The 12,421-nt window shown below is 67.8% G+C and carries 10 protein-coding genes and 1 pseudogene; 5 read left to right on the top strand and 6 right to left on the bottom strand.

Annotated elements, in window-relative coordinates; translation table 11 throughout:
• Positions 1 to 84 precede the first annotated feature (84 nt).
• Positions 85 to 3,102 carry a D-2-hydroxyglutarate dehydrogenase YdiJ gene (gene ydiJ / locus ACWKWX_RS16995; RefSeq protein ID WP_483828380.1) on the bottom strand — a complete coding sequence of 1,006 codons (3,018 nt, stop codon included), beginning with the start codon at positions 3,100 to 3,102 and terminating at the stop codon, positions 85 to 87.
• 33 nt (positions 3,103 to 3,135) lie between these two features.
• Here ydiJ and ACWKWX_RS16990 point away from each other — a divergent pair, with 33 nt between their 5' ends.
• Positions 3,136 to 3,258 (top strand): hypothetical protein, encoded by a 123-nt coding sequence (locus ACWKWX_RS16990; RefSeq protein ID WP_483828379.1) that lies wholly within the window; start codon positions 3,136 to 3,138, stop codon positions 3,256 to 3,258.
• Positions 3,255 to 4,163, top strand: a complete 909-nt coding sequence (locus ACWKWX_RS16985) for a LysR substrate-binding domain-containing protein (protein ID WP_483828378.1) — start codon at positions 3,255 to 3,257, stop codon at positions 4,161 to 4,163. Before ACWKWX_RS16990 ends, ACWKWX_RS16985 begins: the two co-directional genes overlap by 4 nt.
• 4 nt (positions 4,164 to 4,167) lie before the next feature.
• Here ACWKWX_RS16985 and ACWKWX_RS16980 read toward each other — a convergent pair whose 3' ends face one another.
• Positions 4,168 to 5,121 (bottom strand): LysR family transcriptional regulator, encoded by a 954-nt coding sequence (locus tag ACWKWX_RS16980; protein WP_483828377.1) that lies wholly within the window; start codon positions 5,119 to 5,121, stop codon positions 4,168 to 4,170.
• A gap of 107 nt (positions 5,122 to 5,228) precedes the next feature.
• Between ACWKWX_RS16980 and ACWKWX_RS16975 the strand changes: the two genes are divergently transcribed.
• Positions 5,229 to 6,449, top strand: a complete 1,221-nt coding sequence (locus ACWKWX_RS16975) for an MFS transporter (RefSeq protein WP_483828376.1) — start codon at positions 5,229 to 5,231, stop codon at positions 6,447 to 6,449.
• Positions 6,450 to 6,459: 10 nt separating this feature from the next.
• On the opposite strand, the gene ACWKWX_RS16970 is transcribed toward ACWKWX_RS16975, so the two are convergent.
• The 4 genes and pseudogenes from ACWKWX_RS16970 to ACWKWX_RS16955 form a co-directional block, all read right to left on the bottom strand.
• Positions 6,460 to 7,668, bottom strand: a complete 1,209-nt coding sequence (locus tag ACWKWX_RS16970) for a DUF2252 domain-containing protein (RefSeq protein ID WP_476300042.1) — start codon at positions 7,666 to 7,668, stop codon at positions 6,460 to 6,462.
• Between the two features lie 114 nt (positions 7,669 to 7,782).
• Positions 7,783 to 8,160: pseudogene (locus tag ACWKWX_RS16965) on the bottom strand (glyoxalase superfamily protein); the annotation flags it as partial.
• A 127-nt stretch (positions 8,161 to 8,287) separates the two neighbouring features.
• A complete protein-coding gene (locus ACWKWX_RS16960; protein WP_416423897.1) occupies positions 8,288 to 8,719 on the bottom strand; it encodes a GFA family protein in 432 nt (143 codons plus the stop codon).
• 51 nt (positions 8,720 to 8,770) lie between these two features.
• The gene (locus ACWKWX_RS16955; RefSeq protein ID WP_483828375.1) at positions 8,771 to 9,562 is read right to left on the bottom strand and encodes a helix-turn-helix domain-containing protein; all 792 of its coding nucleotides are present in this window, start codon (positions 9,560 to 9,562) and stop codon (positions 8,771 to 8,773) included.
• Between the two features lie 269 nt (positions 9,563 to 9,831).
• Here ACWKWX_RS16955 and ACWKWX_RS16950 point away from each other — a divergent pair, with 269 nt between their 5' ends.
• Complete coding sequence (locus ACWKWX_RS16950; protein WP_416423895.1) at positions 9,832 to 11,466, top strand: APC family permease; 1,635 nt, start codon at positions 9,832 to 9,834, stop codon at positions 11,464 to 11,466.
• Positions 11,467 to 11,484: 18 nt separating this feature from the next.
• Positions 11,485 to 12,411: a 4-hydroxyproline epimerase gene (locus ACWKWX_RS16945; RefSeq protein ID WP_483828374.1), complete on the top strand. Its 927-nt coding sequence runs from the start codon at positions 11,485 to 11,487 to the stop codon at positions 12,409 to 12,411.
• Positions 12,412 to 12,421 lie beyond the last annotated feature (10 nt).

Here is a 12,421-nt window from a genome sequence, read left to right as displayed (position 1 = left end):
CGCCAGGCGGCGTCCGGCGACGCCGCGGTATTCCTGGAAATACGCAGGGCGTGGGACGCAGCCTTCGGCAGCTGCTACGGGGGGTTACAGCAGGGTTTGCAGGACCACTTCCAGCGGGTGGCGCAGTTCGCGGTCGGCCATGCGCTTGACCTGGCTGCGGCACGAGTAGCCGGTGGCCAGGGCTTCGCCCTGCTTGTCCAGCTTGCCGGCCCAGGACTGCTCGAAGATGGTCCGCGAGGTGTCCTGGTTGCGCGCCTCGTGGCCGTAGGTGCCGGACATGCCGCAGCAGCCGGTGGCCTCGGTGGCCAGTTTCAGGCCCAGGCGCGCGAACACCTGCTCCCACTGGCGGGTGCTGGCCGGCACGTTGGTCTTCTCGGTGCAGTGGGCCATCAGGCGGTAATTGCCGGTGGCGCTGGCGGCCTGCTCGGGCAGCACGTCCATCAGCCATTCCTGGGGCAAGGCCACGGTCGGGCACTCGCCCAGGCCCGGCACCTTGAGGTATTCCTGGCGATACACCAGGGTCATGGCCGGGTCCAGGCCCACCAGGCGCACGCCGCAGTCGGCCACGGCCTTGAGTTGGCGGGCGTTACGGATGGCGGCCTTGGCGAACGCACCGAGGAAGCCCTGCACGTGCAGCGGCTTGCCGTTGGCGCTGTAGGGCGCCAGGAACACCCGGTAGCCCAGGCGGTGCGCCAGCTCGATGAACGCGGCCAGCAGCGGCGTCTCGAAGTAGCGGGTGAAGGCGTCCTGCACCAGCACCACGCTGCCCTCGCGCTGGGCCGGGGTCAGCTCGGCCAGGGCCGGCAGCGTGGCCACGCGCACCTTGCAACGGGTCAGGGTGGCCTGCAGGTTGTAGCGGCTGATCAGCGGGCTGTCGACCATGCCGGCCTGGCCCTTGAGCAGCCGGCCGATCAGCGCCGAGCCCATCACCGCGTTGTACAGCCCCGGCGCATGGGCCAGGTACGGCAGGGTGAATTCCAGCGAACCGATCAGGTAGTCACGCAGCGGGCGCTGGTAGCGGCCGTGGTACAGCTCGAGGAAGCGCGAGCGGAACTCGGGCACGTTGACCTTCACCGGGCACTGCCCCGCGCAGGACTTGCACGCCAGGCAGCCGGCCATGGCGTCGTACACCTCGTGGGAGAAATCGGCCTGGCCACGACGGCGCGCCAGGTTGTTGCGCAGCCGCGTCGGCAGGCCCTTGAGCCACGACACCTGGTTGCGCGCCGCCGCCAGCACGTCGATGTCCGCCGCGCCCTGCAGGCGCAGCCATTCGCGAATCAGCGAGGCACGGCCCTTGGGCGAATGCTGGCGTTCGCGGGTGGCTTTCCACGACGGGCACATGGCGTCGTCGGGGTCGAAGTTGTAGCAGGCGCCGTTGCCGTTGCAGTGCATCGCCGTGCCATAGTCCTGCCACACACGCTCGTCGATCTGGCGGTCGTAGTCGCCACGCAGCGGCGCTTCGTCGACCTTGATCAGGCCTTCGGCGCTGTCCGGCGGGGTGCAGATCTTGCCGGGGTTGAGCTGGTTGTGCGGGTCGAACGCGCCCTTGAGCTGTTGCAGCGACGGGTACAGTTCGCCGAAGTAGGCCGGCACGTATTCCGAGCGCAGGCCCTTGCCGTGCTCGCCCCACAGCAGGCCACCGTAGCTCTGGGTCAGCGCCGCCACCGCGTCGGAGATCGGCTTGACCAGCGCGGCCTGGGCCGGGTCCTTCATGTCGAGGATAGGCCGCACGTGCAGCACGCCGGCGTCGACGTGGCCGAACATGCCATAGGCCAGGCCATGGCTGTCCAGCAGCGCGCGGAAGTCGGCGATGTAGTCGGCCAGTTTTTCCGGCGGCACCGCGGTGTCTTCCACGAACGGCTGCGGCCGTGCCTCGCCGTCGACGTTGCCCAGCAGGCCCACCGAGCGCTTGCGCATGGTGTACACGCGGTTCACCGCCGCCGCGCCTTCGGCCAGGGTGTGGCCCAGGCGCTCGATGCTCTTGTCCGCCTGCAGGTGCTCGACGAAGGCCGCCACGCGGGCGTTGACCTCGGCCGGGTCGTCGCCGGCGAATTCCACCAGGTTGATACCCAGGGTCGGGCGGGCCGGGTCGGCCGGGAAGTACTCGGCCACGGCGTGCCAGATGATGTCCTTCATGGCCAGCAACAGCACCTTGGAGTCCACCGTCTCGATGGAGATCGGCGTGTGCTCGAGCAGCGCATTGGCGTCGCGCAGGGCGTCCATGAAGCTTGCGTAGCGCACGTTGACCACCACCTGGTAGGTGGGAATCGGCAGCACGTTGAGCTTGGCCTCCACCAGGTAGCCCAGCGAGCCCTCGGCGCCGCACAGCACGCTGCTGAGGTTGAAGCGCCCCTGCTCGTCGCGCAGGTGCGCCAGGTCGTAGCCGGTCAGGCAGCGGTTGAGCGGCGGGAAGGTGCGCTCGATCAGCTCGCCCTGGGTTTCCTGGATGGTGCGCGCGGCGCGGTACACCTCGCCGGCACGGCCGGGCACGGCGCAGGCCTGCTCCAGTTCATCGTCGCTCAGCGGGTAGGTGTGCAGGCGCTGGCCGCCCAGCAGCACGCTGTGCAGTTCCAGCACGTGGTCGCGGGTCTTGCCGTAGGTGCAGCTGCCCTGGCCGCTGGCGTCGGTGTTGATCATGCCGCCCACGGTGGCGCGGTTGGAGGTGGACAGCTCCGGGGCAAAGAACAGCCCGTGGGGCTTGAGCGCGGCGTTGAGCTGGTCCTTGACCACCCCCGCCTGCACGCGCACCCAGCGCTCCTCAACGTTGATCTCGAGGATGTTGTTCATGTGCCGCGACAGGTCGACGACGATGCCATCGGTCAGCGACTGGCCGTTGGTGCCGGTGCCGCCGCCACGCGGGGTCAACTTGACACCCTGGAAGCGCGGCTGGGCCATCAGCGTGGCGACGCGCGCCACGTCCTCGGCATCGGCCGGGAACACCGCCGCCTGGGGCAGGCGCTGGTAGATGGAGTTGTCGGTGGCCAGCACCGTGCGGGTGGCGTAGTCGGTGCTCAGCTGGCCCTTGAAGCCGGCGCTGCGCAGGGCACCGAGGAACTCGGGGTACAGTGTGGCCGGTGCGGTGCCGGTCAGTTGGGCGATCATCGGGGATGGCCTCGTCTTTATGTCAGGATAATCATGGATACTGCCCTGGGCGTGCTGGTTATCAGCGGCCAGGTAGTGGATGATGCCAATGATCCCGGAGCCCGGCGTTCGGCACAAACCGATATTCGCACCTGCATTGATGACTTTTACGAATGAATTACCGCAACCTCACCCCGTCCATGTCGGTGTTGCTGGCCTTCGAGGCGGCGGCGCGCCATGAAAGCTACACCCGCGCCGCCGAGGAACTGTCCCTGACCCAGAGCGCGGTGACCCGCCAGGTGCAGGCCCTGGAGCAGCAACTGGGGGTGGCGCTGTTCCGCCGCGAGGGCCGTGCGGTACGGCTCACCGAGGTGGGCCGGCTGTACCAGCGCGAGATCAGCGAAGCCCTGGGCCGGGTGCGCAGCGCCACCCTGCACGCCATGGCGCACCAGACCGGCAGCGGCAGCCTGCGCCTGGCCACCCTGCCCACCTTCGGCTCGAAATGGCTGCTGCCGCGCCTGCATGACTTTTACCGCCAGCACCCGGACATCATGGTGCACATCAACTCGCGCATCGAGACCGTGGACTTCGAGACCAGCGGTATCGACGCCGCCATCGTCGTCGCCACCGGCGACCAGCCCGGGCTGGTCTGCCACCGCCTGTACGCCGAGGAATTGATGGTGGTGCTGTCGCCAACCCTGGCGGCCACCCGCGCCGAGTGGACCCCGGCGGCCCTCGGCCAGCAGGTGCTGCTCAGCGTGGTCAACAACCCCAGCGCCTGGGGCGAGTGGTTCGCCCACCATGGCCTGGCGCACCAGGGCATGCGCCTGGGGGCCAGCTTCGAGCTGACCTCGCACCTGGTGCAGGCGGTGCGCGCCGACATCGGCATCGGCCTGGTGCCACGGGTGCTGATCACCGAGGAACTGGCCAGCGGCGAGTTGCTCAGCCCTGCCCTGCCCTACGCCAGCGCGCGCAGCTATTACCTGGTGTACCCGCCGCGCAACCGCGCGCTGCCGGCGTTGGTGGCGTTTCGCGAGTGGTTGATCGGCAACGTGGGAGCTGGCTTGCCAGCGAGCTGTTGAGGCCCTAGAAGCTCGCTGGCAAGCCAGCTCCCACAGGCCGGTTAACCCCCACCGACGTCAACCGCTCACCCAGGTAATCCACCAACACACTCACCTTGGGCAGGCTCTCGCGGCTGCGCAACCACACCAGGTTCATCGGCTGGCCATCGGTGGCCAGGTCCGGCAGCACCTCCACCAGCGCCCCGCTCGCCACGTGCGTCGCCACCAGCCAGGTCGGCAACTGGGCGATGCCCAGCCCCGCCAGCGCTGCCATCACCTCGCCTTCGCCATCCCCCACGGCAATGTGCGGGTGCATGATGCGCCGCTCCATCTCCCCCGGCTGGCGCCCCTTGAAGTACCACGGCCCCACCAGCCCATCGTTCTGGCCATAGCCCACGCAGTGGTGGTGGTCCAGGTCATCGGCCGACTGCGGCACGCCATGGCGCGCCAGGTACGCGGGCGCGGCGCAGAAGATCATGCGCTGGGCGCCGATGTAGCGGTGCGCCAGCGCCGCGGGCCAGGCGTCGGCGCCACCGATGCGCACGACGATGTCGATGCCATCCTGCACCGGATCGACGAAGCGGTCGGAGAACGACACATGGGGCAGCAACCGCGGGTGCTGCTTGACGAAGTCGAGGATCAGCGGCAGCACATGCAGGCGCCCATAGGACGCCGGCAGGTCTATGCGCAGGTGGCCATGGGGCTCGCCCTGCTCGGCGCCCAGCGCCAACTCCACCTGCTCAAGGTCGCAGAGCACCGCCGTGCAGGTGCGGTAGAAGGTCTGCCCGGCCTCGGTCAGCGCCATGCGCCGGGTGGTGCGGTTGAACAGCCGTGCGCCCAACCTTGCTTCGAGGCGGGCGATGCTCTTGCTCACCGCCGAAATGCTCAGGTGCAGGCGCTCGGCGGCCGCCGTGAAGCTGCCCAAGTCCGCCACGCTGACGAACACGTCGATACCCTTGAGCCGTTCCGAGGAAAACATCGCCGCTCCATTGTTGAACTGGGTTCAAGACAGTTGGTAAAAAACGGCGCAAATAGGCCGTCAATTCTCCAATAGGCTACGGCAAAACCTTTCTGGAGTTAAGTGTCATGCCGTCCTCAACCGTGGCCCAGGCCACGCCGTCCGCCCATTCAGCCCTGCAGATCCTGATCATGACCGTGGCGGCGTTCATCATTGTCACCACCGAGTTCCTCATCGTCGGCCTGCTGCCGGCGCTGGCCCGCGACCTCGACGTGTCCATTGCCGTGGCCGGCCAACTGGTGACGCTATTCGCCTTCACCGTGATGCTGTTCGGCCCGCTGCTCACCGCGCGCCTGGCGCAGGTGGAGCGCAAGCGCCTGTTCACCGCGATTTTGCTGGTGTTCGCCGCCTCCAATGTGCTGGCCGCGTTGGCCAGCAATATCTGGATCATGGCCCTGGCGCGCTTCATCCCCGCCTTGGCCTTGCCGGTGTTCTGGGGCACCGCCAGCGAAACCGCCGGGCAACTGGCGGGGCCGGGCAACGCCGGCAAGGCGGTGTCTAAAGTGTACATGGGCATCTCCGCGGCCCTGGTGTTTGGCGTGCCGCTGGGCACCGTGGCCGCCGACACCCTGGGCTGGCGCGGCACGTTCTGGGCCCTGGCGGCGGTGTCGCTGGTGATCGCCGCGCTGATGCACCTGGCCATGCCCACCCTGCCCACCTCACCCAAGCCCGCCGACGGCGAGAAACAGAGTGCCATCCTGCGCCAGCCGCACTTCCTGGCTCACGTGCTGCTGTCGGTGCTGGCCTTCACGGCCATGTTCACCGCCTACACCTACCTGGCCGACATCCTTGAACGCGTGGCCAGCGTACCGGCCAGCCAGGTCGGCTGGTGGCTGATGGGCTTCGGCGCCGTGGGCATGCTGGGCAACCATTGGGGCGGCCAGCTGGTAGACCGCAAGCCGCTGGGGGCCATGGTGCTGTTCCTGCTGGTCATGGGCGCCGGCATGCTCGCCGTGGTCCCGGCCGCCGGGCACCACGCCTGGCTGATCGTCGCGCTGGTCGCCTGGGGCATCGGCTACACCGCGCTGTTCCCGGTGTGCCAGGTGCGGGTGATGCAGGCTGGCGCCCGCGCCCAGGCACTGGCGGCTTCGCTGAACATTTCGGCGGCCAACGCGGGCATTGGCCTGGGGGCTATTCTGGGCGGGCTGGGGATTCGGCACCTGGGGTTGGAAGCCTTGGGCTTGATCGCCACGGCCATCGCCGCCTTGGCCCTGCTGGTGGCACTGCTGATGATGGGCCAGCGTCCCGCGGTCATGGCCCAACCCGAGGGGGCATGCCCAAGCCGCTGAACCCGGCTCGCTACTTGCCGGCCTTCGCCCGCTTGGCCTCCTCCAGCGCATAACGCCGGCAATGCTCCAGGTAGCCCATTTCATGGCTGGCCACCAGCTGCACCACGCTCTTCCACAGCCACGACGGCGCATCCAGGGTGCGCGAGCGGTTCAGTTGCAGGTCCTTGATCCAGCCGGCGCGGGTGGCCAGGTCCATCTGCCGGGCGTGGGCCAGGCCCACCACCCGCGCCAGGTAGGCCGCTACGCGCATGGCCTCGACCTGGGTGAGTTGGTCCAGCTCCAGTTTCATGTCCTGGGGCAGCAGTTCGCGGATGAAGAAGCCGTTGTCGAGCATGCGCGTGGCCAGCATGCGGTTGCCCAGGCCCGGTGACAGGTGGCGGGCGCCCTCCACCACGCGCTGGCCGTTGTCCCGTGGCATGGACGCGCGGGCGGCGCGCGGCGCGGCAGCGCCCACGGCCTGCTTGATGTCGATCAGGCAGTAGTCGGGGTCGTCGTCATCGCCCACGCTCAGCAACGCCGCGTAGCGCTGCAGGCCCAGGGAGCTGCAGCCCTTGACCCAATAGGCGGAGTCCAGCAGCTCGACGCGGTCATCTTTGGAGCGGCCTTTGAGCGAGGTCACCAGCGCGTGGATGTCGTCACTGGCGCAGAGCTTCTTCAACGCGGTGCGCTCGTCCTTGGCCAGTGGCCAGAAGTGCTTGCCTTGGGGGATGGTTGGGCGGGTGTCCTCGATGCGCTCCTGGGCCAGGTGCTTCCAGGTACGCTGCACGGCGCTGCGCATGCCGGCCTTGACCTGGGCCGGGCGTGGCGGGTCTTCGTCGACGTTGGTTTCGAACGCCAGCTCGTAGCCGCGCATCATCTCCTCGAGCATTTTCGCGGTGGCCACGCCGGGCAGGTCGGAGCCGCGCGCGGCGGTGGCCAACGACAGCGCCAGGCGCACCAGGTCGTGGGCCGGGTTGCCGATCACGGTCTGGTCGAGGTCGCGGATGTGGATGTCGATCTTGCCCTTGAGGTCGCCCGTGGGGCCCAGGTTGCCGGCGTGGCAGTCGCCGCAGATCCACACCGCCGGCCCGCTGGGCAGGCGCTTGCCCGGCTGGCTGTGCAGCCACTGGTAGAACTGCACCGTGCTGCCGCGCACGTAGGCGTGGGCAGAACGGGCCATTTTCAGGTTGCGAAGTTCGGTGAGCGGGGCGAGGCGCGCGGAGGGTCTGGGTGTTTTCATAGGGGCGTCTTTGGCAGATGTATGCAGTGGACTTACAGCTGTCATAAATGTTTCAAAATATTTCCCAGATACCCCATAACAACGGCCGCCAGGCCGCGTCCCGCCCCACCACCCTCACATCTGGCAGAACCGCAGACGGTTGCCGAACGGGTCGTACACTTCCAGCACCTGCCCCCAGTCCTGCTGCACGATACCGGGCCGCGCATTGCCGTAGCGCCTGGCCACCAGCTCATCGCGCAGCTGTTCTATGTTGTGCATCGGAATAAACACCGTCGCCCCCGGGCAGGCATCGCCGTGGTGTTCTGACAGGTGCAGTTGCAACGCGCCGCGGCGAATGCCCAGGTACAGCGGCAGGCCAGGCTCGAAACGGTGCTCGAACTCGACACTGAAGCCGAGGAAATCGAGGTAGAACTCGCGGGCCTTGGCTTCGTCGAAGCTGCGCAGGATGGGGATGGGGCTATCGAACGTGGGTGCGGTCATGGTTCCCTCCTGGAACGGATGTGTGGGGGGGGGGGGCATGCCCCCTGACGCGGCCGTTGTTGTGGGAGCTGGCTTGCCAGCGAGCTGTTGAGGCCCTAAAAACTCGCTGGCAAGCCAGCTCCCACAAAGACAGTTGCTGCTACGGGGATATTGCCAGGGCTTGGATCAGGGCGTCGAGGGTTTCGGGGGCGGCGGCGTGGTGGCTGGCGCAGCGTTGCTGGTCCCAGGGCATGGCGTCGTCGGTGCAGTAGTCGCCCACGCACTCGGCGTCCAGCGGGCCGTCCAGCAGGCCCAGCGGTACCCACACATACGGCTCGCCGCGCAGGGGGTTGGGCACGGTGGCGCCGCACTGGCCGCAGAAGTCGTTGCGGTAGCCGGTTGCCTTCTGCCAGGTGCTGATGGCGCTTGCGCCGGCGTGCCAATGGAAGTCGGCGGCCTTCACCACGGTAGCGAGGTTATGCCCCACGCCCGTCTGCCGGCGGCACAAGCTGCAGTGGCAGCGGTAGAAGGTTCGCGGCGCCGCTTCCAGGCTGAAGCGCACGGTGCCGCACAGGCATTGTCCTGACGTCATGACCATTCCCTTGAAATAAACCACCCTTGTAGCAGCGGCCGCCAGGCCGCGTCAAAACCCGCTGCCACCCCGCGCAACCGTTGCCTGCCGATACTGCCGCGGGGTAAACCCGGTCAGCGTCTTGAACTGGCGGCTGAACGCACTGTGGTCGGTGTAGCCGCACTGCATCGCCACCTCGGTGATCGGCAGTTCGCTGTGCAGCAGCCGATGGGCGTGCTCCAGGCGCACCTTGTGGATCATCTGCCGCGGCGTGAGGTGGAACACGCGCTTGCAGTAGCGCTCCAGCTGCGCCACCGAGATCCCGGCAATGCGGGTCAGCTCGGCCATGCTGATGGGGCCCTGGAAGTGCCCGCGAATGTACTCGTCCACTGCCGCCAGGCGCTGGTACGCCGGGTGGCTGGCGCTGGCGGTCTGCAGGTCCACGGAGATGCCGGCCAGGCCGATGATTGCACCGTCGCGGTTGTAGATGGGCTGCTTGTGGGTCAGGCACCAACCCGGCTCGCGACTGCCATACAGGTGCAGCTCCAGCTGGTCCTCCTGCACCAGGCCTTCCTCCAGCACGCGGCGGTCCTGCTCGGTGTAGCCGGGGCCCAATTGTGCGGGGAACACCTGGGCGCTGGTCTTGCCCAGCAGCGGCTGCAGGCGCTTGAAACCACAGCGCTGCAGCAGGGTGCGGTTGGCCAGGCGGTAGCGCGCCTGGGGGTCCTTGATGAAGACCACCGCGTTGGGAATCACGTCGAGCATGGGCAGCAGGGGCGCCATGCCGGCGAGCATTTCATCCAGTGTTTGCGGGCGTTCCAGGGCGTGCCCCTGGCCCAGCAGCGTCAGTGCATCCAGGGTCATGGACCAGGCTCCTCACGGCGGCACGCACCGCCATGGCAGCGCTGCGGCCGGCCAGCTTGCCGCACTGGGCGAGCGCTGTCCAGCGGCTGAAACCATTCTGCCAATTGTGCCGATTTCGTCATCGTCGCTGGCGAAAAGCATCAAGTAAAGCGGCGCCGCAAGGTTCACTGTAGAGCCCACGGGAAGCGCCCAAGCGGCGCCGCCCAACAATAACAACTGCAAGGCGACATCCACTCCTGCCGACCAATAACACACAAGAAGGCGACGCCATGTCCGGCACAGGCAAGTTCAAGAAACAACTCTCATTGATGGACCTGACCTTCATCGGGCTGGGTGCCATTTTCGGTTCCGGCTGGCTGTTCGCAGCCAGTCACGTCTCCACCATCGCCGGCCCCGCGGGTATTTTCTCGTGGATGCTGGGCGGCTTCGCGGTGCTGCTGCTGGGCATCGTCTACTGCGAGCTGGGCGCCGCCCTGCCCCGCGCCGGCGGCGTGGTGCGTTACCCGGTGTTCTCCCACGGCCCGCTGCTGGGCTACCTGATGGGCTTTATCACGCTGATCGCGTTTTCCAGCCTGGTGGCCATTGAGGTGGTCGCCGCCCGCCAGTACGCCGCGGCGTGGCTGCCGGCGCTGAGCCAACCGGGCACCGGCAACCCGACGTTGCTGGGCTGGCTGCTGCAGTTCGCCCTGCTGTGCCTGTTCTTCGCGCTGAACTACTACAGCGTCAAGACCTTCGCCAAGGCCAACAACTTCATCAGTCTGTTCAAATTCATCGTGCCGCTGCTGGTGATCGGCGTGCTGTTCACCTTCTTCAAACCGGCCAACTTCACCGTGCACGGCTTCGCCCCGTTCGGCCTGTCCGGCGTGGAAATGGCGGTGTCGGCCGGCGGCATCATCTTCGCCTACCTGGGCCTGACGCCGATCATTTCGGTGGCCAGCGAGGTGCGCAACCCGCAACGCACCATTCCCATTGCGCTGATCCTCTCGGTGCTGCTGTCCACCGGCATCTACGTGCTGTTGCAGGTGGCATTCCTGGGCGGCATTCCCACCGAGATGCTCAGCCAGGGCTGGGCCGGCATCAGCAAGGCCTTCTCGCTGCCCTACCGTGACATCGCCCTGGCCCTGGGCGTGGGCTGGCTGGCGTACCTGGTGGTGGCCGACGCGGTGATCTCGCCCAGCGGCTGCGGCAACATCTACATGAACGCCACGCCGCGGGTGATCTACGGCTGGGCGCGCACCGGCACCTTCTTCAAGGTCTTCACTCGCATCGACGAGAAATCCGGCATCCCGCGCCCGGCGCTGTGGCTGACCTTCGGCCTGTCGCTGTTCTGGACCCTGCCGTTCCCCTCCTGGGAAGCGCTGATCAACGTGGTGTCCGCCGCCCTGGTGCTGAGCTACGCCATCGCGCCGATCTCGGTGGCCGCCCTGCGCCGCAACGCCCCCGACATGCCCCGGCCGTTCCGGGTGAGAGGCTTCGCGCTGCTGGGCCCGGTGTCGTTCATTGTCGCTGCGCTGATCGTCTACTGGTCGGGCTGGGGCACCGTGTCCTGGCTGCTGGGCCTGCAAATCGTGATGTTCGTGGTGTACCTGCTGTGCCAGCGCCTGGTGCCTACCGACCACTTGAGCATCGGCCAGCAAGTGCGTTCCTCGGCCTGGCTGATCGGCTTCTACGCCGTGACCATCCTGCTCTCCTGGCTGGGCAGCTTCGGCGGCCTGGGCGTGCTCGGCCACCCTTACGACACACTGGCCGTGGCCGCCAGCGCGCTGGTCATTTACTACTGGGGCGCCGCCACCGGGGTGCCGGCCCACCTGGTACGCCTGGACGCGGACGACGCCGAAAGCGAGGCGGTGGAGCACGCCGGCCGCGCGCAACCGGCGCACCTGCCCCACGCCACCACCCGTTAATTCAACCTGGACGCACCCATGAAACAGGTACACGTGATCGATTCCCACACCGGCGGCGAACCCACGCGGCTGGTGATGCAAGGCTTCCCGGCGCTGACCGCCAGCACCCTCGCCGGCCAGCGCGACGAACTGCGCGAACTGCACGATGACTGGCGCCGCGCCTGCCTGCTGGAGCCACGCGGCAACGACGTGCTGGTGGGCGCCCTGTACTGCCCGCCGGTGTCGGCCGACGTCACCTGCGGGGTGATCTTCTTCAACAACAGCGGCTACCTGAACATGTGCGGCCACGGCACCATCGGCCTGGTGGCGTCCCTGCAGCACCTGGGGCTGATCGGCCCCGGCGAGCACCGCATCGACACGCCGGTGGGCCAGGTCAGCGCCACGCTGCACGCCGACGGCGCCGTCACCGTCGGCAACGTGCCGTCGTACCGCTACCGCCAGCGCGTGCCGGTGCAGGTGCCTGGCCATGGCCTGGTGCACGGCGACATCGCCTGGGGCGGCAACTGGTTCTTCCTGGTGGCTGAGCATGACCAGGTGCTGGAACTGGCCAACGTCGAGGCCCTCACCGCCTTCACCTGGGCGCTGCTCAAGGCCCTGGAAGCCCAGGGCATCCACGGCGAAGGCGGCGCGCTGATCGACCACGTGGAGCTGTTCGCCGCCGACCCGCACGCCAACAGCCGCAACTTCGTGATGTGCCCCGGCAAGGCCTACGACCGCTCCCCATGCGGCACCGGCACCAGCGCCAAGCTGGCGTGCCTGGCCGCCGACGGCAAGCTGGCCGAGGGCGAGCGCTGGGTGCAGGCGAGCATCACCGGCAGCCAGTTCGAAGGCCGCTTCGAATGGGACGGCGAGCGCATTCGCCCGTTCATCACCGGCCGCGCCTACATGACCGCCGACAGCACCCTGCTGATCGACGAGCAAGACCCGTTTGCCTGGGGCATCTGAGCCCACTTTT

It is taken from the genome of Pseudomonas imperatae, assembly GCF_057128625.1.
The sequence above is the reverse complement of the archived record's forward strand: the minus strand, read 5'-3'. Positions and strand labels throughout refer to the sequence as shown.

Excerpts from the sequence above, each read along its gene's own strand:
- ydiJ (WP_483828380.1), bottom strand. The coding sequence starts at position 3,102 with ATGATCGCCCAACTGACCGGCACCGCACCGGCCACACTGTACCCCGAG.
- ACWKWX_RS16990 (WP_483828379.1), top strand. The coding sequence starts at position 3,136 with ATGGATACTGCCCTGGGCGTGCTGGTTATCAGCGGCCAGGTAGTGGAT.
- ACWKWX_RS16985 (WP_483828378.1), top strand. The coding sequence starts at position 3,255 with ATGAATTACCGCAACCTCACCCCGTCCATGTCGGTGTTGCTGGCCTTC.
- ACWKWX_RS16980 (WP_483828377.1), bottom strand. The coding sequence starts at position 5,121 with ATGTTTTCCTCGGAACGGCTCAAGGGTATCGACGTGTTCGTCAGCGTG.
- ACWKWX_RS16975 (WP_483828376.1), top strand. The coding sequence starts at position 5,229 with ATGCCGTCCTCAACCGTGGCCCAGGCCACGCCGTCCGCCCATTCAGCC.
- ACWKWX_RS16970 (WP_476300042.1), bottom strand. The coding sequence starts at position 7,668 with ATGAAAACACCCAGACCCTCCGCGCGCCTCGCCCCGCTCACCGAACTT.
- ACWKWX_RS16960 (WP_416423897.1), bottom strand. The coding sequence starts at position 8,719 with ATGACGTCAGGACAATGCCTGTGCGGCACCGTGCGCTTCAGCCTGGAA.
- ACWKWX_RS16955 (WP_483828375.1), bottom strand. The coding sequence starts at position 9,562 with ATGACCCTGGATGCACTGACGCTGCTGGGCCAGGGGCACGCCCTGGAA.
- ACWKWX_RS16950 (WP_416423895.1), top strand. The coding sequence starts at position 9,832 with ATGTCCGGCACAGGCAAGTTCAAGAAACAACTCTCATTGATGGACCTG.
- ACWKWX_RS16945 (WP_483828374.1), top strand. The coding sequence starts at position 11,485 with ATGAAACAGGTACACGTGATCGATTCCCACACCGGCGGCGAACCCACG.